Below are 21,605 nucleotides of genomic sequence, written 5' to 3' on the forward strand. Positions count from 1 at the left end.
GCTCGCGAAGGCGGTGTATCAGTCAGCATTTTTGTTGCTGACAGACCGCTTTCGCGAGCAGGCTCGCTCCCACATTGGGAACTGTGCAGGGCAGGTTATTTCAGGTTTACCTTCGAATAGTCCTGCCGGCCAAACGGGCTCACGGAGTAACCCTGCACGTCTTTACGCGTCAGTGCGTAGGCCGTCGGATGTGCGAGAGGCAGCCACAACGCCTGCTGTTGAATCTGCGTCTGCGCCTGCTCGTACAATTTGGTGCGCACGCCTTGTTCGCTGGTGGTCTTGCCGGCGCTGATCAGCTTGTCCAGATCGGCGTTGCAGTAGCGCGCAAAGTTGGTGCCCGATTTGACCGCTGCGCAGGAAAACTGTGGCGTGAGGAAATTGTCCGGGTCGCCGTTATCGCCGGCCCAGCCCATGAACAGCAGATCATGTTCCCCGGCCTTGGCGCGGCGAATCAGTTCGCCCCACTCGATCACGCGGATTTCCGCCTGAATGCCGATTTCTGCCAGATCCGATTGCAACAGCTGTGCACCGAGGCTTGGGTTTGGGTTGAGCAGGCTGCCCGATGGGCGCGTCCAGATTGTGGTCTGGAAACCGTCCTTCAAACCGGCCTTGGCCAGCAATGCCTTGGCTTTGGCCACGTCGTGCGGGTATCCCGGCAGGTTCTTCGCGTAGCTCCAGGTGTTCGGCGGGTAAGGGCCGTTGGCCGCTTCGGCGGTGTCTTCGAACACGGCCTTGATGTAGTTGGCCTTGTCGAAGGCAAGGTTGATGGCCTGGCGCACTTCAGGCTTGTCCAGCGGTGGGTGCTGACTGTTGATGCCAACGAAAGCGGTCATGAAGGCGTCAGTCTTTTCGACTTTCAGCGTCGGCTCTTTCAGCGCGGCTTGTACGTCCAATGGTTTTGGCGACAGGGCGATCTGGCATTCGTTACGTCGCAGTTTTTGCAGGCGCACGTTGGCGTCCGGGGTGATGGCGAAGATCAACGGGTCGACCGAAGGCTTGCCGCCGAAGTAATCCGGGTTGGCCTTGTAGCGAATCGCCGCGTCTTTCTGGAAGCGGTTGAACACAAACGGGCCGGTACCGATCGGTTGGCTGTTGAGCTTGTCCGTGGCATTGGCCTTCATGAGTTTGTCGGCGTATTCGGCGGAGTAGATCGAAGCGAAGCCCATGCTCAGGGTGGCGAGGAATGTCGAATCCGGATGATCGAGGGTGAAACGTACGGTCAGCGGATCGAGCGCGTCGATTTTCTTGATCAGTGCAGGCAATTGCATCGACTGTGCGTGCGGGAAGCCGCTCTGCGCGACCTTGTGCCACGGGTTGGCCGGGTCGAGCATGCGGTCGAAGCTGAATTTGACATCTTCTGCGGTCAGTTCACGGCTTGGCTTGAAGTAGTCAGTCGTATGAAACTTCACCTGTGGGTGTAGCTTGAAGACGTACGTCAGGCCATCGGTACTGACTTCCCAGCTGTCGGCCAGGCTCGGCACGACTTTGCCGCTGGCAGTGTCAAAATCCACCAGACGGTTCATCAGCACATCGGCCGAGGCATTGGTGGTGGTCAGCGAGTTGTACTGCACCACGTCGAACCCTTCAGGGCTGGCCTCGGTGCAGACGCTCAGCGCGGCGGCCTGGGCCAGGGGGCTCAGCAGGAGCGGGGCGAGCAAGAGGGGTAGGGCAGCGAGGCGCATGGTCGGTTTCCTTTTACAGATCGAAGGCCCATCTGCAAGCGCAGTCTGGAAAAGGCCTACCCTAGAGGTCTGGATTACAAATGACTATCCCCTTTTTGCATTTTCGGGGCACAGTGATGGCGGTTTTTCAGACCGCGGCGCGCGGTAAAAAGTCTGAATCGTCCGTAGGGACGATTTTCTGCGACGAGTGGTAAAAATCAATGCCAGCCTTTATCCAAAGCGTTCGCAGGCTGAAAAAGCGCCTTTTTGCCGATTGATTGCACACCGATTGTTGTTGCTGCGAAGTCTTTCTGGTATAAAGCAGCGCTCTTTTCTAGGGGCCCGGTTCCTTCACTGTAGGTGTAGCCGGTAAGACCTCTAAAGAAACGCGGCGCCTGGCGCCAAATGACTGAGAGATTAAGCGGCCAACCCATGCCGGGTTGGGCATGTGGTTTTAGAGGGCTGAGGCATGTCGAGAGTATGTCAAGTTACCGGTAAGGGTCCGGTGACTGGGAATAACATTTCCCACGCAAACAACAAAACCCGTCGTCGTTTCCTGCCGAACCTGCAGCATCACCGCTTCTGGGTTGAAGAAGAGAAACGTTTTGTGCGTCTGCGCGTATCTGCCAAAGGCATGCGTATCATCGACAAGCGTGGCATCACTGTCGTGCTCGCCGAACTTCGCCGCGATGGCAAGATTTAAGGGAGCTAATCATGCGTGAATTGATTCGTTTGATCTCGAGCGCCGGTACTGGTCACTTCTACACTACCGACAAGAACAAGCGTACTACCCCGGACAAAATCGAGATCAAGAAATATGATCCGGTTGTTCGCAAGCACGTGATCTACAAGGAAGGCAAAATCAAGTAATTGATTTTTCCCGACTTACGAAAAAGGCCCGTATCTCACGATACGGGCCTTTTTTGTTGCCTCGGTTTCTGTGGTGTCTGGTCGGGCCTCATCGCTGGCAAGGTCAGCTCCCACAGTTTCGGCGGTGTGCACAAATCTTGTGAACGCCAATTATCCCTGTGGGAGCTGGCTTGCCAGCGATAGGGCCAGGTCAGTCGGCGAAAATCCTCAAGCCTTCTGTTCGAAAATCACATAGATCTTGCGGCAAGCTTCGAGCACTTCCCAAGTGCCACGAAACCCCGCCGGAATCACAAAGCGGTCGCCAACGCGCAACGTCTTGGCATTGCCATCGCTGTCACGCAGCACCGAAATCCCCTGCAGGATTTCGCAGTATTCATGCTCGGTGTAATTCACCGTCCACTGACCCACCGCACCTTCCCACACGCCGACGCCCATCTGCCCACAAGGGCTTTCGTATTGATGAAACACCGCTTGTTCAGGATCACCCTTGAGCACTTTGGCCGGGTCCGGGCGATAGCGTTCGGCTTCGCTGCTGGTCAGGCTGATGTCGACGACGTTCTGGATGTTCATTGTTGTTTTCTCCCGTGATGACGGCGCGATGGTTGGAATTGACGGAAGTCTATGTTTATTAAAATGAACACCGCAAGGCCGTATAGCCGGCTTATGTCAAATATATTGAAACAACCCCGGCCGCTGGTTTAGGGTGGCGGGTGCCTCGGGCCGAAATGCAGGCTGGCCGGGCAGAATTTTTGAGGACGCTGGCGACGATCGCGCGGCGCTCGTATTGAACAAGAGGAGGACACTCAAATGACCACCCTGACTCGTGCCGACTGGGAACAACGCGCCCGCGACCTGAAAATCGAGGGCCGCGCCTACCTCAATGGCGAATACACCGACGCCGTCTCCGGCGAGACTTTCGAGTGCATCAGTCCGGTCGATGGCCGCCTGCTCGGCAAGATCGCCAGCTGTGACGCCGCCGACGCCCAGCGCGCTGTAGAAAACGCTCGCGCCACGTTCAATTCCGGCGTCTGGTCGCGCCTGGCGCCGACCAAACGCAAAGCCACCATGATCCGATTTGCCGGCCTGCTCAAGCAGCACGCCGAAGAACTGGCCCTGCTCGAAACCCTCGATATGGGCAAGCCGATCAGCGATTCGCTGTACATCGACGTTCCGGGCGCGGCGCAGGCGCTGAGCTGGAGCGGTGAGGCGATCGACAAGATCTACGACGAAGTGGCGGCCACGCCCCACGACCAACTGGGTCTGGTGACCCGCGAGCCAGTGGGTGTGGTCGGCGCTATCGTGCCGTGGAACTTCCCGCTGATGATGGCTTGCTGGAAACTCGGCCCGGCGCTGTCGACCGGTAACTCGGTGATCCTCAAACCATCGGAAAAATCCCCGCTGACCGCCATCCGCATCGCTGCGCTGGCTGTTGAGGCCGGCATTCCGAAAGGCGTGCTCAACGTGCTGCCGGGTTACGGTCACACCGTCGGCAAGGCGCTGGCTTTGCACAACGATGTCGACACACTGGTGTTCACCGGTTCGACCAAGATCGCCAAGCAACTGATGATCTACTCTGGCGAATCGAACATGAAACGCGTCTGGCTGGAAGCCGGCGGCAAGAGCCCGAACATCGTCTTTGCCGATGCGCCGGATCTGCAGGCTGCGGCTGAATCTGCCGCCAGCGCCATCGCCTTCAACCAGGGCGAAGTCTGCACCGCCGGTTCGCGTCTGCTGGTCGAGCGTTCGATCAAGGACACATTCCTGCCGATGGTGATCGAGGCACTGAAAACCTGGAAGCCGGGCAACCCGCTGGACCCGGCGACCAACGTCGGTGCGCTGGTCGATACCCAGCAGATGAACACTGTGCTGTCGTACATCGAATCCGGTCATAGCGATGGCGCCAAACTGGTCGCCGGCGGCAAGCGCATTCTGCAGGAAACCGGTGGCACCTATGTTGAGCCGACTATTTTCGACGGCGTGAGCAACGCGATGAAGATCGCTCAGGAAGAGATCTTCGGCCCAGTGCTGTCGGTCATCGCTTTCGATACGGCTGAAGAAGCGATCCAGATCGCCAACGACACGCCGTATGGCCTGGCCGCTGCGGTATGGACCCAGGACATCTCCAAGGCGCACTTGACCGCCAAGGCGCTGCGCGCCGGCAGCGTGTGGGTCAACCAGTACGACGGCGGCGACATGACCGCACCGTTTGGCGGCTTCAAGCAGTCGGGTAACGGTCGCGACAAGTCGCTGCACGCGTTTGACAAGTACACCGAGCTGAAAGCGACGTGGATCAAGCTGTAAGTCGTTAGGAGGGTCTGTTCGCGAGAGCAGATCCTCCAGGCCAAGCAGATCCCCTGTGGGAGCGAGCCTGCTCGCGAAAGCGGTGTATCAGTCAGCCCATGTGCTGAATGTGCAGCCGTATTCGCGAGCAGGCTCGCTCCCACATTTGTTTGATGTGGCCTCTAAAAATAATTATCCACAGGAGCGTGGAACATGCGGTGGGCGACGTATTTCGCCGTGTTGGCGTCTGTCTTGAGTGTCGGCCTGGCCCTGGGGGTCAGCATGCCGTTGGTGTCGTTGCGCCTCGAAAGTTGGGGCTACGGCGCCTTCGCCATCGGCGTGATGGCGGCGATGCCGGCGATTGGCGTGCTGCTGGGCGCGAAGATTTCCAGCCATCTGGCGGCACGTTTCGGCACGGCAAATCTGATGCGCCTGTGCCTGTGGGCAGGGGCGCTGTCGATCGGTCTGTTGGCGTTGCTGCCGAGCTACCCGATCTGGTTAGTGTTACGGCTGATGATCGGGGTGATCCTGACCATCGTGTTCATCCTCGGCGAGAGCTGGATCAATCAACTGGTGGTCGAGAACTGGCGCGGGCGACTGGTGGCGCTGTATGGCAGCAGCTATGCGTTGAGCCAACTGTCGGGTCCGTTGCTGTTGGGCGCGCTGGGCACCGAGCATGATTATGGTTTTTGGGTCGGTGTCGCTTTGCTGTTGCTGTCGCCATTGCTGCTATTGGGCCGCAGTGGTGCGCCGAGCAGTGAGGCGAGCAGCGTAACGTTCCGCGAGTTGTGGGGCTTCGCCCGCGAGTTGCCGGCGATTGCCTGGGCGGTGTCGTTGTTCGCCGCGTTCGAGGCGATGATCCTGACGTTGCTGCCGGTTTATTGCCTGCAGCAGGGCTTCACTGCCGAGATCGCCCTGGCCATGGTCAGCACCGTAGTGGTGGGCGATGCATTGCTGCAATTGCCGATTGGCGCGTTGGCCGATTACCTGTCGAGGCGTACGTTGTTCGCCGGTTGCGCGCTGGTGTTGATGTTGTCGAGTCTGGCGATTCCGCTGTTGCTCGATACGTTGCTGATCTGGCCACTGTGGGTGTTGTTCGGGGCGAGTGCTGGTGGCTTGTTCACCCTGTCGCTGATTCTGATCGGCGAGCGTTATCGCGACGATGCGCTGGTGCGTGCGAATGCGCACATCGCACAGTTGTGGGGTATTGGGTGTCTGGTCGGGCCGCTCGCGGCGGGCGCGGGCAGTCAGTGGATCAACGGGCATGCGTTGCCGTTGTTGATGGCGATCGGGGCGTTTGGATTGGTGATTCTGCTCTTGCGCCAAGGGGCATTCGGACCGATAACCGAGCCTGCCTAAGATCAAAAGATCGCAGCCTTCGGCAGCTCCTACAGGAGGAATGCATTTCAACTGTAGGAGCTGCCGAAGGCTGCGATCATTTGCTTTTTTAAAGCATTCGCTCAAGCCCGACAGTGGTGCTGAACCACGCGTTGAACCGCCGCCACCAGCTCCCCGGTTCTTTGCTCAGCGTATGCATCTGGCCGTTATCCTCGGTCACCCAGACTATATGCCCGTTCTCCAGTTTCGCCTGGTAACTCAGCGCCGGCGCCATGCCCTGCAATGCCAGCTCACGTACATGTTCGGCCAGCTCAGGGCTGTCGACCAAGACCCCGACTTCGGTGTTCCACAGAACCGAGCGCGGGTCGAAGTTGAACGAGCCGATAAACGATTTCTGCCGATCAAAGATCATCGCCTTGCTGTGCAGGCTTGAATCGGAACCGCGAAACGACTTGCTGTAAAACACATGCGGACCGCTGCCGTAGTTATCCCCAGGCTGACGGCGCAGTTCATACAGCTTCACGCCATGCTCCAGCAACGCTTTGCGATACGGCGCATAGCCGCCGTGAACCGCTGGAACATCGGTGGCTTCCAGCGAGTTGGTCAGCAAGCTCACTGATACCCCTGCATCGGCACGGCCGGTCAGGTACACCAAGCCCGGTTGGCCCGGTACGAAATACGCCGAAATCATGATCAGCTCTTTGCTGACGCCGCGCAGCTCCGGCCCTAATTGCGTGGTCAGCAGCAACTGCGGATCCGGCTCATCCTTGGCCAACACTTTGCTCGGCGCGTCCCACAGCGCCTGATTCCACGCCCAGATCAGCTCTTTGCGCCAGATATCCATGCGCGGTGCGGTCTTGAATGTCATCAACTGCTGATACAGCGCGTGATTCTGTTTGCGCGTGTCTTCCAGCGACTCTTCCAGGCGTGTACGGGTGTTCTGCAGGTCCTTGGCGGTCGGTCGGGTGGAGAGAAATTCGTCGATCGGTTTGCTCAGGGCGCTGTTCCAGTACTGGTCGAAACTGTGCCCGAGCTGCTCGGCCACCGGCCCGACACTGAGCATGTCGATGTCGGTGAAATTCAGGTTCGGCTCGGCATCGAAATACTCGTCACCGAGATTGCGCCCGCCAACGATGGCCACGCTGTTGTCCGCCAGCCACAGCTTGTTGTGCATGCGCCGATGCTGCAGCGACAGATTGAACAAGCGGCCTGCTGCGCGGGTGACGCCGGTACTGCGGCCCAGATGCAGCGGGTTGAACAGACGGATCTGGATCTGCGGATGCGCCGCCAGGGTGGCGATGATCTGGTCCAGACCGTCGCTGGTGGTGTCGTCGAGCAAGATGCGTACACGCACGCCACGATCGGCCGCCTTGAGCAGTTCTTCCACCAGCATCCGCGTGCTGATGCCGTCGTGGACGATGTAGTACTGCAGATCGAGACTGGTCTGGGCGTTGCGGATCAGCTCGGCGCGAGCAGTGAACGCTTCGCTGCTGTTGGACAGCAGGCGAAAACCCGAGCGACCTTGGTAGGGCGCCGCTTGCGCCTGAATCGACCGGCCGAAGCTGGAATCGGACGCCGGTAGCGCCTGGCTGGGCTCACGCGGAACATCGAGACTGGCACAGCCGCTGAGGAACGAGGCGAGTAACAGCAAAGCGAGTAGAGGCTGTCTGAAGCTCACGTAGGATCATTCCGGTTGGCGGCAAGGGTCGGCATATGGACGCGGTTCTCTGGAAAAAAGTCAGTCGGCTTCGGCCAATAATCTGATGGCCGTCGCGCCGACCTTGCGCACCGCTTCTTCGATCTGCGCTGTCGGTTTGGCAGCGTAGTTCATCCGCAGGCAATTGCGGTACTTGCCTGAAGCGGAAAAGATGCTGCCGACGGCAATCTGTACGCCTTGGTCGTGCAACTCACGATTGAGCTTCAGGGTATCGAAACCTTCCGGCAACTCGACCCACAACATGAAGCTGCCTTGCGGCCGGCTGGCGCGGGTGCCCGCCGGGAAATAGCGGGTCACCCAGTCGATCATCAGGTCGCGACTGCGCTGGTATTGCGTGCGCATGCGCCGCAAGTGCGGTTCGAAATGACCGGCCTTGAGAAATTCGGCGATGGCGATCTGCGGCTGCGGCGCGGTCGATCCGGTGCTGATGTATTTCATGTGCAGCACGCGCTCGAGGTATCGACCTGGCGCTACCCAGCCAATGCGCAGCCCCGGCGCCAGGGTCTTGGAAAACGAACTGCACAACAGCACGCGGCCGTCTTCGTCGAAGGATTTGATCGTGCGAGGGCGCGGGTAGGTGTAGGACAGTTCGCCATACACATCGTCCTCGATGATCGCCACGTCGAAGCGCTGCGCGAGATTGAGCAGGGCGCGTTTGCGTGACTCGGGCATGATGTAGCCGAGCGGGTTATTGCAGTTGGGGGTGAGCTGGATGACCTTGATCGGCCATTGTTCGAGTGCCAGTTCCAGCGCTTCCAGGCTGATCCCGGTGAGCGGGTCGGTGGGGATTTCCAGGGCTTTCATGCCCAGGCCTTTGAGGGTCTGCATGGCGCCGTGAAAACTTGGCGAGTCCACCGCGACAATATCCCCCGGCTCGCAGATCGCGTGGATGCTGGTGGACAGCGCCTCATGGCAGCCGGTGGTGATTACCAGATCGCTGGCGCTCAACTGGCAGCCGGAGTCGAGCATCAGTCGAGCGATCTGTTCGCGCAGTTCGAGGGTACCGTGAATGTTGTCGTAATACAGACCGGGCATGTCCTGACGGCGGCTGATTCGCGCCAGCCCACGCAGCAATGGCTTCATCGTCGGCGAGCTGATGTCCGGCATGCCGCGGCCCAGTTGCACGACATCCTTGCGCGGCACCGCGCGAATCAACTCCAGCACTTGATCCCACTGCGAAATCTCCACCGGGCGCTGCGCCGGACGGCCTACGGCGGGCAGCTCCGGCAGCTCGCGGCCGACCGGCACGAAGTAGCCTGACTTGGGCTTCGGCGTGGCCAGGCCGCTGTCTTCGAGCATGCGATAGGCCTGCTGCACCGTGCTCAGGCTGACCCCGTGTTCGACGCTCAAGGCGCGCACCGATGGCAGCCGGTCACCTGGGCGATAGAAGCCGTTTTCGATCCGCGTGCCGAGCAATTCGGCGAGATTTACATAAAGGGTCATGGCGCTGCCTCGGTGCGGTGATTCGATAAACCAGTACAGATGCAGCAAAAACCGGCAATTCAGTCGGTATAGCGGCAATTCTGTATGGAGTTAATACAGTAACTTTGGATCTGTAATGGTTTTGCTCGCCCGCGCATCATGGAATCTCTGGCTACCCAAGTAAACAGGAGCATTGAAAATGAACGGCTTGAGCGATGTGCGGCTGACGTTACACAGTCAGGAACTGGCGGCAGGGCAGAAGGACAGTGCGCGCAATCTCATGCGCAATGCGCCGTCCGGCCTGAGTCGCTGGGATCTGTTCTGGCATCGTCTGCACACGCGCAAGGCGTTGCTGGCGTTGACGGCGGATCAGCTCAAGGACATCGGGCTGACCCGTGAGCAGGCGCTGGAGGAGGGGTTGAAGCCGTTCTGGCGGATCTGATAACCACTGATCGTTCCCACGCTGTGCGTGGGAACGCCGCCCCGGACGCTCCCCGATCAATCAGACCAATTCTTTCAGGCGATGCCACAACATCCCCAACGCCAACAACGGCGAACGCAAATGCTTGCCGCCCGGGAAGGTGATGTGCGGCACCTTGGCAAACAGATCAAAGCCACCGCTGTGCTGCCCGCTGATCGCCTCGGCGAGCAACTTGCCCGCCAGGTGTGTGGCATTCACCCCGTGCCCGGAGTACGCCTGGGCGTAATACACATTCGGTTGATCCGCGAGGCGGCCGATCTGCGGCAAGCGATTGGCGCCGATGCCGATCATGCCGCCCCACTGATAATCGATCTTCACGCCAGCCAGTTGCGGGAATACTTCCAGCATCTTCGGCTGCATATATGCCGCGATGTCTTTCGGGTCGCGTCCCGAGTAATGGCAGGCACCGCCGAACAACAAGCGGCGATCCGCCGAGAGTCGGTAGTAATCCAGCGCCACACGCTGGTCGCAGACCGCCATGTTTTGCGGCAGCAGGTTGTGCGCCTGCACCTCGCTCAACGGCTCGGTGGCGATGATGTAGCTGCCGGCAGGCAGGACTTTGCCGCTGAGCTGCGGGTTCAGATCGTTGAGATAGGCATTGCAGCCAAGCACCAGCGTCTTCGCGCGCACCGAGCCTTGGGCTGTATGCACCTGCACTTCGGGGCCGTAGTCGATACGGGTTACTGCCGAATGTTCGAACAGCTTCACACCCAACTGCTGCGCCGCTGCCGCTTCGCCCAAAGCCAGGTTCAGCGGGTGCAGATGGCCGGAACCCATGTCGATCAAGCCGCCGACGTAGCGTTTGGAACCGACCACCGTGTGCATTTCGTTGGCTTGCAGCAAGCGGGTTTCATAGCGATAGCCAAGACTGCGCAGTTCTTCGGCGTCTTCGGCAAAACCTTCGAGGTCGGACGGTTTGTTGGCGAGGTCGCAGTAGCCCCAGGTCAGGTCGCAGGCAATCTGAAAACGCTCGACGCGCTGGCGAACGATTTCCACCGCTTCCAGGCCCATCAGTTTCATCTCGCGCACGCCGTCGGCACCGATGACGTTGGCGAACTGATCGAGACCGTGACCGACCCCGCGAATAAGCTGCCCGCCGTTGCGGCCACTGGCGCCCCAACCGATCTTGTGCGCTTCCAGCAACACCACGCTGAGGCCGCGTTCAGCCAGTTCCAGCGCCGTGTTCAACCCGGAAAAACCGCCGCCGACCACACAGACGTCGGCCAGCATGTCACCTTGCAACACCGGGTGATCGGGCTGCGGCAGGCTGCTGGCGGCGTAATAAGAGGCAACGTGGGGTTGGCTCGCGGAGGTGAAGGCGCGGGCAGTCATGGGCGTCATCCAACGGCTAAGTGTCGAGAAAATTTGACGGAGCATAAGCCGCACGCCCGAACGTGGGCAACACTGGTCGGCCTGCGGTGTCTGGATCGCGGCTTTTGCGGCACAATTGCCGTCTATTTCACCTTGGTCACCGCTTCGATGAGCTGCAACAGCCAGAAAATCCGCACCTTGCGCCAGCAGATTCCCTCATTCGAGTGCGTGCCCGGCTGTCACGATTGCTGCGGCCCGGTAACCACCTCGCCGGAAGAAATGGCGCGCCTGCCGCGCAAGAGTCGCGCCGAGCAGGATGCGGCGATGGAAGAACTGAACTGCGTGCATCTGGGGCCGAATGGCTGCACGGTGTATGAAGAGCGGCCGTTGATTTGCCGGTTGTTCGGGACGACCAAGACCTTGCCTTGCCCGAATGAGCGACGGCCGGTCGAGCTGATTCATCCTCGGGTGGAGAAGCAGATATTCGAGTACATGGCGTCAAATCGGCAGGTGTTGGTTTAAAAGATCGCAGCCTTCGGCAGCTCCTACAGAGATATGCATTCCCATGTAGGAGCTGCCGAAGGCTGCGATCTTTTGATCTTCAAAAATTCAATCCGGAATAGGTAAGCTCAGGCTCTCCTTCACCTCTTCCATCACGATATAACTCTTCGACTCACGCACATGCGGCAGCTTCAGCAGAATGTCGCCCAGCAGCTTGCGGTACGAGGCCATCTCGGAAATCCGCGCCTTCACCAGATAGTCGAAATCCCCTGACACCAGGTGGCACTCCAGCACATGTGGCAGTTTCAGCACCGCGCGTCGGAACTCTTCGAAAGTGTCGCCGGATTTGTAGTCGAGACTGATCTCGACGAACACCAGCAAGCTACCCTTCAAATGCTGCGGATTCAGCCGGGCGTTGTAGCCCATGATGATTCCTTCGCGCTCCAGACGCCGCACCCGCTCGGTACACGGCGTAGTGGAGAGGCCAACCTTTTCGCCGAGCTCGGTAAAGGAAATCCGCCCGTCCGCTTGCAGGATCCGCAAGATGTTGCGGTCGATCTTGTCCAGCTCACGTTTGGTCTGAGTGTTGGTACGCATAGGGGATGCGCCTCCGTGAAAAGGGTTTTTGCCGAGAATTGTCGCCAAATATAGGCGCTTATATAGTGAAAAGCACTGGCATTTCTTTTTTACACTGCGCCCATCATTGCTCTAACAACACAGCTCGGCAAAAAGCCGCGATGAGGGAAACAAAATGCGCGTTATGGTCTTGGGTAGCGGCGTCATCGGTACCGCCAGTGCTTACTATCTGGCCCGTGCCGGGTTTGAAGTGGTGGTGGTCGACCGGCAGCCAGCCGCAGCCATGGAGACCAGTTTCGCCAACGCCGGCCAGGTCTCGCCGGGCTACGCATCGCCGTGGGCTGCGCCGGGCGTACCGCTGAAGGCGATCAAGTGGCTGCTGCAACGCCACGCCCCTCTCGCGATCAAGGCCACCGCTGACATCGACCAGTACTTGTGGATGGCGCAGATGCTGCGCAACTGCACCGCCAGCCGTTACGCGGTGAACAAGGAGCGCATGGTGCGTCTGTCCGAGTACAGCCGCGACTGCCTCGACGAACTGCGCGCTGAAACCGGCATCGCCTACGAAGGCCGCAGCCTCGGCACGACACAATTGTTCCGCACCCAGGCACAACTGGATAACGCCGCCAAAGACATTGCCGTGCTGAAAGAATCCGGCGTGCCGTTTGAGGTCCTCGACCGCGCCGGCATTGCCCGCGTCGAACCGGCCCTGGCGGGCGTCACTGACATCCTCGCCGGTGCCCTGCGCCTGCCGAACGACCAGACTGGCGACTGCCAGATCTTCACTACCCGTCTCGCCGAAATGGCAGTGAAACTCGGCGTCGAATTCCGCTTCGGCCAGGACATTCAGAAACTCGACTTCGCCGGTGATCGCATCAACGGTGTGTGGATCGACGGCAAGCTGGAAACCGCTGACCGCTACGTGCTGGCGCTCGGCAGCTACTCGCCGCAACTGCTCAAACCGCTGGGCATCAAGGCCCCGGTGTATCCGCTCAAGGGTTACTCGCTGACTGTACCGATCACCAACCCGGCAATGGCCCCGACCTCGACCATTCTCGACGAGACCTACAAGGTCGCGATCACCCGTTTCGACAACCGCATCCGCGTTGGCGGCATGGCCGAAATCGCCGGTTTTGACCTGTCGTTGAACCCGCGCCGCCGCGAAACCCTGGAGATGATCGTCAACGACCTTTATCCTCAGGGCGGCAATCTGGCCGAGGCAAGTTTCTGGACCGGCCTGCGTCCGACCACCCCGGACGGCACGCCGATCGTGGGTGCCACACCGTTCAAGAACCTGTTTCTCAACACCGGTCACGGCACGCTCGGTTGGACCATGGCGTGCGGTTCCGGTCGTTTGCTGGCCGATCTGATGGCGAAGAAAAAGCCACAGATCAGCGCCGAAGGCCTCGATATTTCCCGTTACGGCAACAAGACCCAGGAGTCCGCAAAACATGGCAATCCAGCGCCAGCTCACCAATGAGCGCATGAGTCAGATCGTCAGCCACAACGGCACCGTATATCTGGCCGGGCAGGTCGGCGACGACTTCGACGCCGGGATTGAACAGCAGACCCGCGACGTCCTCGCCAATATCGAGCGTTTGCTTGATCTGGCCGGCACTGACAAACAGCATCTGTTGTCGGCAACGATCTACCTGAACGACATCGAAGCGCACTTCGCCGGAATGAACTCGGTGTGGGACCAGTGGTTGCCCAAAGGCGCCGCCCCGGCCCGTGCCACCGTCGAAGCGAAAATGGCCAAGCCGAGCATTCTGGTGGAGATTTCCATCGTCGCCGCGCTGCCGTAACAGTTTCAAAGATCCCTCTCCCGGCGCTGTTGGCGGTTCACGTCGTCAGTCGGCGCCGGTTTTTCTTCCCATGACCGCCTAGAAGTTTGCCGCCATGCGTCCTGCCCGTGCCCTGATCGACCTTCAAGCCCTGCGTCACAACTACCGAATTGCCCGCGAAGTCACCGGCGCCAAGGCGCTTGCGGTGATCAAGGCCGATGCCTACGGCCACGGCGCGGTGCGCTGCGCCCAGGCGCTTGAAGCCGAAGCCGACGGTTTTGCCGTCGCCTGCATCGAAGAAGCGCTGGAGTTACGCGCGGCCGGCATCAAGGCCCCGGTGTTGTTGCTCGAAGGCATCTTCGAAGCCGATGAACTGGCGCTGATCGTCGAGCATGATTTCTGGACCGTGGTGCACTCGCTGTGGCAGCTCGAAGCGATCGAGCAGGCAACACTGAGCAAGCCGATTACCGTGTGGCTGAAGCTTGATTCGGGCATGCACCGCGTCGGTCTGCATCCCAAGGATTACCCGGCAGCCTACCAACGGCTGCTGGCCAGCGGCAAAGTGGCGAAGATCGTCTTGATGAGCCACTTCGCCCGCGCCGATGAGCTGCACGCGCAGAGCAGCACCGAGCAGGTTGCGGTGTTTGAAGCGGCGCGTCAGGGTTTGGCGGCGGAAGTCAGCCTGCGCAACTCGCCCGCCGTGCTCGGTTGGCCGCAGATTCACAGCGATTGGGTGCGCCCGGGCATCATGCTCTACGGTGCAACGCCGTTCGAAGAGGCCAACACCGTGGCCGATCGTCTGCAGCCGGTGATGACCCTGGAGTCGAAAGTCATCTGCGTCCGTGAGCTGCCCGCCGGCGAGCCGATCGGCTACGGTGCCAAATTCATTACTGACAAGCCGATGCGCGTCGGTGTGGTTGCCATGGGTTACGCCGACGGCTACCCGCGTCAGGCGCCGACCGGCACGCCGGTGCTGGTGGCCGGCAAACGCAGCCGCATTCTCGGTCGCGTGTCGATGGACATGCTTTGCATTGACCTCACCGACGTGCCGCAAGCCGACCTCGGTTCGACTGTCGAGTTGTGGGGCAAAAACATCCTCGCCAGCGAAGTGGCGCAGTGGGCCGACACCATCCCCTACCAGATCTTCTGCAACCTGCGTCGGGTGCCAAGGCTCTATTCCGAGGGTTAACGCCGCTGCGGGGGCCAAGTGTTGTAAATACTGAACGCTGTCGCCATGATAACGCTCAATATTCTTACAACATCTGGAGGCTCCCGCCTTGGACGTCGGTGAACGACTGCAATCGATCCGCAAGCTCAAAGGGCTTTCCCAGCGTGAACTCGCCAAACGCGCGGGCGTCACCAACAGCACCATTTCGATGATCGAAAAGAACAGCGTCAGCCCTTCGATCAGTTCGCTGAGAAAGGTACTGGGCGGCATTCCCATGTCCATGGTCGAGTTCTTTTCCGAAGAAATCCTGCAGGAAGTCCCGACCCAGATCGTCTATAAGGCCAACGAGCTGATCGACATCTCCGACGGCGCCGTGACCATGAAACTGGTCGGCCGCGCGCACCCCAGCCGCGCCATCGCCTTCCTCAACGAAATCTACCCACCGGGCGCCGACACCGGCGAAGAAATGCTCACCCATGAAGGCGAAGAAACCGGGATTCTGGTGGAAGGTCGTCTGGAACTGGTGGTGGGTCTGGAAACTTTTATTCTCGAAGCCGGCGACAGCTACTATTTTGAAAGTACCAAACCGCACCGTTTTCGTAATCCGTTCGACGCGCCTGCGCGACTAATCAGCGCAGCCACGCCGGCGAATTTTTAACAAAGAGGTGCCAAGCCATGATGGCAAAGGCATCCGGACCGTTTATCTACCGTGCGGTATAACCCCTTCGACTATGGGGTTGTTTCAGTGTGGCGGGCTACCCGCTATACTTCCGCCCGCCTGCGAACCGTGGCCGCAGGCGTGAATAGCCACCATTGAGGGTGAACGCGTGAACCTAATTATGAAAATGCTGGCCGCACCAGCAACCGTACTGGCCCTCTGGGCTGTCAGCGCTCAAGCTGCGACGAATGACGACATTGCCAAACGCCTCGAGCCGGTCGGCCAGGTGTGTGTGCAAGGTCAGGAATGCAAGGGGATGGAAGTTGCCGCTTCCGCAGGCGGTGGTGGCGGGGCGAAGTCCCCTGATGACGTGATTGCCAAGCACTGCAATGCTTGCCACGGCACTGGCCTGCTGGGCGCACCAAAAATTGGTGACAAGGCGGCTTGGCAAGAGCGCGCTGATCATCAAGGTGGCCTCGACGGCATCCTGGCCAAGGCCATCACCGGTATCAACTCGATGCCACCGAAAGGCACCTGCGCCGATTGCTCGGATGACGAGTTGAAAGGCGCAATCCAGAAGATGTCCGGCCTGAAGTAAGGCGTGTTTCTGATGAAAAAAACCGTCTTCGGACGGTTTTTTTGTGTCTGCAGCATCACTGCATGCTTTTCGCGATAAAGGCACCGGAAGAATTAAGTACGGCTTTGTACACAGCATAAGCATCAGTATCTGCCGGAGTTATTGGTTCGGAGCGCCCTTCCGATATCTGTCTCAGATCGCATCCCGGGATCGACATAATGAGAGGTGAGTGAGTGGCGATGATGAACTGTGCGCCCTTGCGTGCCAGCTCCATCATTCGGTTGATAAACACTAATTGCCTCAATGGGGATAACGACGCTTCCGGTTCATCGAGAACGTACAGTCCCTGGGCTTTGAATCGGTTTTGAAACAGCGCCTCCATTGCTTCACCGTGCGACATGCAATGCATATCCACGCCGCCGTAATATGTCTTTATTTCGGGATCAAAGCTCCCCTCTGCATCAAGCTTGCGGATCGCAGTGTTCAAGTTATAGAAGGTTTCTGCTCTGTAGAAAAAAACGTCCTTCTCCCTTCGGTAGCCTTTTGAAAGCGTCAGGGTTTCGTGCAGTTTCGAGTGGGTGTTCTCAGTCGAGAAATTGAAGTTTTTCCCACCGCCTTCTGGATTGCATCCCAATTTAATGGCAAGTGCTTCAAGCAGGGTGGATTTTCCAGAACCGTTTTCTCCGATAAATACGGTAATTCTGTTATTGAATTGAAGCGGAAAAAGGCTGCGTAGAAAATGAGCCACAACTCTGTCTGACTTAAGGCGTATCTGCTGGATGAATAAATCATTCATAATGGTGCCCCCTGAATACTCTACCGACGGATACCTTTACTCCAATCATTGTTATACCAAGTCTTATCGAACTCGTGCTGGCCATGGTAAAAATTCCGACGTAACCGAGATAAGCAATAAGACGCTCGCCGAATAACTCCGGCGTAGCAGTGGCGCTAAAAATGATGACTGATACTGTCCCGGCCGAGATAGCCATTTCCGGCCAGAAGTACAGAATGGCGTTGGCTTTTTGATATTTGTAACGTGCTTGTATTGTGTTGCTCAAACATCCATTACTATTGCTGATAAGTGATTGAAAACTTTGCTCATCAATTGTGGGTGAGCTGAAAGTGCTGATTAACGATTCCTTGTACAGGTCTTCATTGCTCATTTCGTCTTTATACAGACTCTGGATTTGTAATTTTGCAAATTTCAACTGCACACAAGTCAATGTCGTAATAAATATCAAGGGGATGAGAAAGTAAGCGTTTTCACGAAGTAAGATATAGGCTGTGGCAGATGTCAAAATACAAGATCCTGCCAGATGAATTAAGTCATGAAGGACTGAAGCAATTTTCTCGGCATCTTCTTTGATCATCGTCACGCGAGAGCTTAACGGGAGAGGTCTTTCATCATGCACAATGAAATTGATGAGTGAGAAGCGAGATTTCGCTTCCATGAGCGCCGCCATTGAGCTGCCCAGAGTTTGAGTCGCGAGTTTGGATAAAAAAATAGCGGTGAGAAGGAAATACAGATTATTGCTGACAGCACCACTACCGAGAGCTGTAAGTCCCTCTGCCACGATCGAAGGTATTAGCAACTGACATGCAGCTGCTAAACTCAGGCATACTGTTGAAAACAAAAATAATGCCCCGTTTTTTCGCAAGCACATAAGCATCATTCAACGCCCCCCGTGCTGTAGTTTATAGCTCAGAATTCGATTACGGCGATAAGAGGCCTCTCTGCTTGAGTAGTAAATGGATATAAGTGACATTGTTGGGCTGAGCACACGCTCAAGGTAGATGGCTGAGGCAAAGATAGCGCCTGTTGTCAGAGCGCTTTCACTTATTAAATGAGCGGATATCAAGAACAAGACAACTATCGCTACCAAGTAACATGTGCCTGAAATTGATTCGAAAAAAGATGTCTTCAGGTTTGAACGAAAAGCGAGGCGCTCAATTTTTTTGATGTCCAGCTTGACTCTGTCGTTGTACGGTTTGGCATCGTATACATGCGCACAGATTGCCCCGATTATAACGGTGTTTTCTTGGACGTATTCTTCAAAAAGGGTGTCGCTCTTTCTCCGGGTTATAAAATATGCAGCTGAGGCATATAGCAGGCCGCTAAGGGGGGCGAGCGCCAGAAGAGGATGATACTGAGCCGTTATAATCAGCGCGAAGATTATGATGCTGAAGTTGAGTGAAGTGTCAAAGAATACCGAATGGTATAGATATATCGAGCCGTCAACATCACCGTCGATAAGTTCGATCTGCTCACCTGGGTTTCCCTTATATGTGGGTACCCTGCTTCTCAGGTGCGTTAGAATTGTCCTTTTCAGGATATATCTTGTCTTGGCAGCAGTCCTTTGTAGATAAATGTTGGCTGCTAGTTTCAAGGGAGGCGTCGCGATGATAAGAAGCGAAGCGCCTGCGAGTGCATATAAATATAAGCGGTCTTGGGATAGGTAAAAATTAATTGAATTGCCGATTAGGTAGGGCGATGCGCTTGTTAGAACTGAGATGCCCAGGCCAAAGCAGCAAAGTATTAGGTTGCTTTTCATGGTTTGATAAATTCCATTTGGTGCGGAAGAAATGGAAACTCGTAGTTACGGTCAATCAAACCAATAGAGCCAAGTAGTGATCCCACGCGTCCGATCCATAATCCTAATGGATCGGCAGTTTTTGTTCTCAAGGTTCTCGAATTTTGTTCACTTAAGTTAACGATATTCGACCATAGAAAAACTTGTGGGTCGAGCAACGATTCCGGTGAGATCTTTTTCATGATATTCAGAATCCCATAAGCGCCATGACATAAAGAGTCATTGACGGGTCTCTTTCGTTTTTCGAGATTTGAATATGAGAATGCGGCTTTTGGTGGGTGCTTTTCCAAGAAATCTAGCGCAGGCTGTACTCCATTGTTTGCGAAATAACTGATCGCCAAATAATTACCAGGTAAACCGTGGCTCCACGCAAACTCACCGGCGCTTGATTTCGAGCGTTTTCTGTAGTCGCGCCAATTTTCAATTGACTCATCATATTCGTTAAGCTCCCAAGACAAAAAGCCTAGGAATAATTCGTGGATTGAATCTTTTTTTGCGATAAGTTTATTAAAATAAAATAATGAGTATGCGCACCCCATTATTCCGTGAGACAGGCCACTCAATAAAGCGTCGCTTCTCGTTGTGATTGCATTGTCGAATGTGGGTAGTTTGCTTCCAGATATAAAGGTGAGTTCGGTCTCTATTTTTTTGTATAAGGAGTTGGCTAAATCGGAAAACGATAAATCTTTAGTGAGATCGAATAACAGCGTGAGTACATTTAGAGTGCCGAACATTCCAGAAAGAAAGTCAGAGCCCCAAAAATATTTTTGCCACCATGGTTCTCCCAGTACGTCTTCAACATATTTTTTATACAGCTGTAGTAGTTGGCTTTGCCTTTCATCGTCGAAATAATTTAAGCCTGTCAGGAGCGGAACGATTGCGGACGATAGACCGAAGTGAAAGCCCCCTAAGTGCGTGCCCTTATTTGTCAGTTTTTTAACTGTTCTACTGTGGCAATGATTTAGTAGTTCAGTTACCAGAGCTTTATCTATGGCGCTGCTATGACTGGCCGCCACTACGCAGCCATAAAGAATACCAGACAATCCGTAGTAGAAGTCATCTCCTAACTCCGAGAACTCCATATAGCCACCTGGTGATGAGTGAAATCCTAGCCAGAGCCCATTACTCGAAATTTCGGTGCGTAACAGTTCATTGATCAAGCATGCGTTGATTTCCGATGATGTCCTGATTTTGTTAATGATCTCGTCTGTATTTGAATAACGGGGGTCTCTCAAGTCGTCGTGTTGTTTGAAGGAGTGGTCCGTGAGTTTATTTCCGTGTTCATACATGTTTTTCATTGCTAAAAGGGTGTTTGAAGTTAGTTTCTCTTCAAATGCAATTCTGTTTTTGTCCAAGGTTTTGATGTATTGGATACTGTTGTCTATTCCGTTTATATAATCTTTACTATCGAGGTGCCCTGAACCGCTGTAACCGGGTTCGTAGAACTCAAGAGCACCGGCTTGTCCTCGAGCAAAAGGTATGTCCAGATCCAAGCAGGCTGAGACCTCCGCGTTGAGAAAGCCTATCGCGGGAGCTGTGTCGTTATTAAGGATATTTTCCAGGAAGGCCGTTCGTTTGTCAGTGCAACGCATTAAGGTTGCATGCAGGGAACATTGAATGGCGTAGTGATATGTCGCGGTCGGTCTGGGGATATACCTGTTTTGTCGGCCTCTAAAAGATTTAATTGTTTCGATAATTGACGGTTGCGCATTGTTCAATATAGAAAATAGAGTGGTTAGGCCATCAATGATTTGATTTTCGTAGTCCCACGGCTGCGCCGGTTTCCCGTTAAGATATAAAACATTCTGATTTGGAAATATTTTAACTCCGTCCATGCCAAATTGACTGTGACCAGTTTCGTCTTCTAAGTGTTGATACAGGTTTAGACTGACATATTGCTCTGATAATCTACCCAGCGCACTCAAGTCTACACCGATACCATCGGTGCCTTTCCAAGTCCAATTCGGAAGAATACTTGTTTGGGTAACGTTCCAAACGGTCCTGGATCCATAATGCGTTTCGCTAGCCGAGACATCAATTGCGGAGAGGTTGACGTCAGACCCAATATTGAATACTTCGTTAATCTCCTGTCTGTCTTCTATCAAATGAGTAAAAAACTGTAATGTAAATTCGACAAGATTTTGTGATATTTTGGTGAGGACTCGATCTAGCTCTGGATAAGCTTTAATGATGTCGGTGAGATAGCTTTTATTTTCGCTAACTAACTTGTAGTAAGAGGAGGTTTCCATCTCTCTGCCGATGATGGATTTTTCAAATATTTGTTTTTCGGTGATTAAAACGTTACTAGCTGCGTTGGTAATTCTCGCTGCCAGGTTTGTTGCGAAACCGCTGATAATAACTGATTGAGTTTTCAGGGCGCTTCCGGATGCTTTTGGAAGTTTATTTTCGATATGGTAGATATAGTAAGACAGGTATGGCCATAGCGGGCAGTCTGTGGTCAGTCTTCGGTGGGAGCTCAAGGGTTCAGTTAAAAACTCGATCGGCGTTTTCAATGTAAAAATCCTAAAGTAAGTGAGAGGGGCGGCACGGATTAACCAGCCCCTGGCTCATAACTACATGTAAGTCGCGTAGCAGCATCCTTGCCAACATTGTGAGCAACAACTAGTGCATGGGCGCGAACCGCTGCTGGCTGCGCTTAAGTTGCTG

General features: G+C 55.9%; 21 protein-coding genes. 11 read left to right on the plus strand and 10 right to left on the minus strand.

What is annotated here, in order from left to right; translation table 11 throughout:
• Positions 1–95: 95 nt before the first annotated feature.
• The gene (locus tag M9827_RS12540; protein ID WP_250605676.1) at positions 96–1,682 is read right to left on the minus strand and encodes an ABC transporter substrate-binding protein; all 1,587 of its coding nucleotides are present in this window, start codon (positions 1,680–1,682) and stop codon (positions 96–98) included.
• 448 nt (positions 1,683–2,130) lie between these two features.
• On the opposite strand from M9827_RS12540, the gene rpmB reads away from it, so the two are divergent.
• The gene (rpmB, locus tag M9827_RS12545; protein ID WP_007920377.1) at positions 2,131–2,364 is read left to right on the plus strand and encodes a 50S ribosomal protein L28; all 234 of its coding nucleotides are present in this window, start codon (positions 2,131–2,133) and stop codon (positions 2,362–2,364) included.
• Between the two features lie 11 nt (positions 2,365–2,375).
• Positions 2,376–2,531 carry a 50S ribosomal protein L33 gene (gene rpmG / locus M9827_RS12550; RefSeq protein ID WP_003177274.1) on the plus strand — a complete coding sequence of 52 codons (156 nt, stop codon included), beginning with the start codon at positions 2,376–2,378 and terminating at the stop codon, positions 2,529–2,531.
• A 207-nt stretch (positions 2,532–2,738) separates the two neighbouring features.
• Here rpmG and M9827_RS12555 read toward each other — a convergent pair whose 3' ends face one another.
• A complete protein-coding gene (locus M9827_RS12555) occupies positions 2,739–3,101 on the minus strand; it encodes a cupin domain-containing protein (RefSeq protein WP_250605677.1) in 363 nt (120 codons plus the stop codon).
• A 237-nt stretch (positions 3,102–3,338) separates the two neighbouring features.
• Here M9827_RS12555 and M9827_RS12560 point away from each other — a divergent pair, with 237 nt between their 5' ends.
• Together M9827_RS12560 and M9827_RS12565 are read left to right on the plus strand one after the other, a co-directional pair.
• Positions 3,339–4,832 (plus strand): aldehyde dehydrogenase, encoded by a 1,494-nt coding sequence (locus M9827_RS12560; RefSeq protein ID WP_038359230.1) that lies wholly within the window; start codon positions 3,339–3,341, stop codon positions 4,830–4,832.
• Positions 4,833–5,024: 192 nt separating this feature from the next.
• Complete coding sequence (locus M9827_RS12565) at positions 5,025–6,170, plus strand: MFS transporter (RefSeq protein WP_250605678.1); 1,146 nt, start codon at positions 5,025–5,027, stop codon at positions 6,168–6,170.
• An 88-nt stretch (positions 6,171–6,258) separates the two neighbouring features.
• Here M9827_RS12565 and M9827_RS12570 read toward each other — a convergent pair whose 3' ends face one another.
• Entirely contained in the window at positions 6,259–7,827 is a 1,569-nt protein-coding gene (locus M9827_RS12570) for a phospholipase D family protein (protein WP_250605679.1), read from the minus strand.
• Between the two features lie 60 nt (positions 7,828–7,887).
• Positions 7,888–9,309 (minus strand): aminotransferase-like domain-containing protein, encoded by a 1,422-nt coding sequence (locus tag M9827_RS12575; protein ID WP_250605680.1) that lies wholly within the window; start codon positions 9,307–9,309, stop codon positions 7,888–7,890.
• A 178-nt stretch (positions 9,310–9,487) separates the two neighbouring features.
• Here M9827_RS12575 and M9827_RS12580 point away from each other — a divergent pair, with 178 nt between their 5' ends.
• A complete protein-coding gene (locus M9827_RS12580; protein WP_250605681.1) occupies positions 9,488–9,730 on the plus strand; it encodes a DUF1127 domain-containing protein in 243 nt (80 codons plus the stop codon).
• 60 nt (positions 9,731–9,790) lie between these two features.
• Here the strand turns inward: M9827_RS12580 and M9827_RS12585 are convergent, their stop codons facing one another.
• Complete coding sequence (locus M9827_RS12585) at positions 9,791–11,101, minus strand: NAD(P)/FAD-dependent oxidoreductase (protein ID WP_250605682.1); 1,311 nt, start codon at positions 11,099–11,101, stop codon at positions 9,791–9,793.
• A 147-nt stretch (positions 11,102–11,248) separates the two neighbouring features.
• Between M9827_RS12585 and M9827_RS12590 the strand changes: the two genes are divergently transcribed.
• The gene (locus M9827_RS12590; protein WP_250605901.1) at positions 11,249–11,602 is read left to right on the plus strand and encodes a YkgJ family cysteine cluster protein; all 354 of its coding nucleotides are present in this window, start codon (positions 11,249–11,251) and stop codon (positions 11,600–11,602) included.
• A gap of 87 nt (positions 11,603–11,689) precedes the next feature.
• Here M9827_RS12590 and M9827_RS12595 read toward each other — a convergent pair whose 3' ends face one another.
• Positions 11,690–12,178, minus strand: a complete 489-nt coding sequence (locus tag M9827_RS12595) for an Lrp/AsnC ligand binding domain-containing protein (RefSeq protein ID WP_003177284.1) — start codon at positions 12,176–12,178, stop codon at positions 11,690–11,692.
• A 154-nt stretch (positions 12,179–12,332) separates the two neighbouring features.
• Between M9827_RS12595 and dadA the strand changes: the two genes are divergently transcribed.
• The 5 genes from dadA to M9827_RS12620 all read left to right on the plus strand — a co-directional run bounded on the left by dadA (position 12,333) and on the right by M9827_RS12620 (position 16,365).
• The gene (gene dadA / locus M9827_RS12600; RefSeq protein WP_250605683.1) at positions 12,333–13,637 is read left to right on the plus strand and encodes a D-amino acid dehydrogenase; all 1,305 of its coding nucleotides are present in this window, start codon (positions 12,333–12,335) and stop codon (positions 13,635–13,637) included.
• The gene (locus tag M9827_RS12605) at positions 13,609–13,962 is read left to right on the plus strand and encodes a RidA family protein (protein WP_038359209.1); all 354 of its coding nucleotides are present in this window, start codon (positions 13,609–13,611) and stop codon (positions 13,960–13,962) included. The genes dadA and M9827_RS12605 overlap by 29 nt, the downstream gene beginning before the upstream one ends.
• Before the next feature lie 94 nt (positions 13,963–14,056).
• A complete protein-coding gene (gene alr, locus M9827_RS12610; RefSeq protein WP_250605684.1) occupies positions 14,057–15,130 on the plus strand; it encodes an alanine racemase in 1,074 nt (357 codons plus the stop codon).
• Positions 15,131–15,218: 88 nt separating this feature from the next.
• Positions 15,219–15,767 carry a cupin domain-containing protein gene (locus M9827_RS12615; protein WP_007920393.1) on the plus strand — a complete coding sequence of 183 codons (549 nt, stop codon included), beginning with the start codon at positions 15,219–15,221 and terminating at the stop codon, positions 15,765–15,767.
• A gap of 181 nt (positions 15,768–15,948) precedes the next feature.
• Positions 15,949–16,365 (plus strand): c-type cytochrome, encoded by a 417-nt coding sequence (locus M9827_RS12620; RefSeq protein WP_350310006.1) that lies wholly within the window; start codon positions 15,949–15,951, stop codon positions 16,363–16,365.
• Positions 16,366–16,420: 55 nt separating this feature from the next.
• On the opposite strand, the gene M9827_RS12625 is transcribed toward M9827_RS12620, so the two are convergent.
• Genes M9827_RS12625 through M9827_RS12640 form a run of 4 tightly spaced genes read right to left on the minus strand, consistent with a single transcriptional unit; the run spans position 16,421 to position 21,451 of the window.
• On the minus strand, positions 16,421–17,140 hold the full coding sequence (locus M9827_RS12625) for an AAA family ATPase (RefSeq protein ID WP_250605685.1): 720 nt from the start codon (positions 17,138–17,140) through the stop codon (positions 16,421–16,423).
• Complete coding sequence (locus M9827_RS12630) at positions 17,133–18,020, minus strand: 6TM ABC transporter family protein (RefSeq protein ID WP_250605686.1); 888 nt, start codon at positions 18,018–18,020, stop codon at positions 17,133–17,135. Before M9827_RS12630 ends, M9827_RS12625 begins: the two co-directional genes overlap by 8 nt.
• Positions 18,021–18,899 (minus strand): ABC transporter ATP-binding protein, encoded by an 879-nt coding sequence (locus M9827_RS12635; protein ID WP_250605687.1) that lies wholly within the window; start codon positions 18,897–18,899, stop codon positions 18,021–18,023.
• Positions 18,896–21,451, minus strand: coding sequence for a DUF4135 domain-containing protein (locus M9827_RS12640; protein ID WP_250605688.1), 2,556 nt, complete (start codon positions 21,449–21,451; stop codon positions 18,896–18,898). Before M9827_RS12640 ends, M9827_RS12635 begins: the two co-directional genes overlap by 4 nt.
• Between the last annotated feature and the right edge of the window lie 154 nt (positions 21,452–21,605).

The organism is Pseudomonas sp. AKS31 (genome assembly GCF_023634765.1).
In the GTDB taxonomy this organism is placed as follows: Bacteria; Pseudomonadota; Gammaproteobacteria; order Pseudomonadales; family Pseudomonadaceae; genus Aquipseudomonas.

What these genes read in the sequence shown, in the direction of transcription:
- M9827_RS12540 (WP_250605676.1), bottom strand. Translation starts at nt 1,682, where the DNA reads ATGCGCCTCGCTGCCCTACCCCTCTTGCTCGCCCCGCTCCTGCTGAGC.
- rpmB (WP_007920377.1), top strand. Translation starts at nt 2,131, where the DNA reads ATGTCGAGAGTATGTCAAGTTACCGGTAAGGGTCCGGTGACTGGGAAT.
- rpmG (WP_003177274.1), top strand. Translation starts at nt 2,376, where the DNA reads ATGCGTGAATTGATTCGTTTGATCTCGAGCGCCGGTACTGGTCACTTC.
- M9827_RS12555 (WP_250605677.1), bottom strand. Translation starts at nt 3,101, where the DNA reads ATGAACATCCAGAACGTCGTCGACATCAGCCTGACCAGCAGCGAAGCC.
- M9827_RS12560 (WP_038359230.1), top strand. Translation starts at nt 3,339, where the DNA reads ATGACCACCCTGACTCGTGCCGACTGGGAACAACGCGCCCGCGACCTG.
- M9827_RS12565 (WP_250605678.1), top strand. Translation starts at nt 5,025, where the DNA reads ATGCGGTGGGCGACGTATTTCGCCGTGTTGGCGTCTGTCTTGAGTGTC.
- M9827_RS12575 (WP_250605680.1), bottom strand. Translation starts at nt 9,309, where the DNA reads ATGACCCTTTATGTAAATCTCGCCGAATTGCTCGGCACGCGGATCGAA.
- M9827_RS12580 (WP_250605681.1), top strand. Translation starts at nt 9,488, where the DNA reads ATGAACGGCTTGAGCGATGTGCGGCTGACGTTACACAGTCAGGAACTG.
- M9827_RS12585 (WP_250605682.1), bottom strand. Translation starts at nt 11,101, where the DNA reads ATGACTGCCCGCGCCTTCACCTCCGCGAGCCAACCCCACGTTGCCTCT.
- M9827_RS12590 (WP_250605901.1), top strand. Translation starts at nt 11,249, where the DNA reads ATGAGCTGCAACAGCCAGAAAATCCGCACCTTGCGCCAGCAGATTCCC.
- M9827_RS12595 (WP_003177284.1), bottom strand. Translation starts at nt 12,178, where the DNA reads ATGCGTACCAACACTCAGACCAAACGTGAGCTGGACAAGATCGACCGC.
- dadA (WP_250605683.1), top strand. Translation starts at nt 12,333, where the DNA reads ATGCGCGTTATGGTCTTGGGTAGCGGCGTCATCGGTACCGCCAGTGCT.
- M9827_RS12605 (WP_038359209.1), top strand. Translation starts at nt 13,609, where the DNA reads ATGGCAATCCAGCGCCAGCTCACCAATGAGCGCATGAGTCAGATCGTC.
- alr (WP_250605684.1), top strand. Translation starts at nt 14,057, where the DNA reads ATGCGTCCTGCCCGTGCCCTGATCGACCTTCAAGCCCTGCGTCACAAC.
- M9827_RS12620 (WP_350310006.1), top strand. Translation starts at nt 15,949, where the DNA reads ATGAAAATGCTGGCCGCACCAGCAACCGTACTGGCCCTCTGGGCTGTC.
- M9827_RS12625 (WP_250605685.1), bottom strand. Translation starts at nt 17,140, where the DNA reads ATGAATGATTTATTCATCCAGCAGATACGCCTTAAGTCAGACAGAGTT.
- M9827_RS12630 (WP_250605686.1), bottom strand. Translation starts at nt 18,020, where the DNA reads ATGATGCTTATGTGCTTGCGAAAAAACGGGGCATTATTTTTGTTTTCA.
- M9827_RS12635 (WP_250605687.1), bottom strand. Translation starts at nt 18,899, where the DNA reads ATGAAAAGCAACCTAATACTTTGCTGCTTTGGCCTGGGCATCTCAGTT.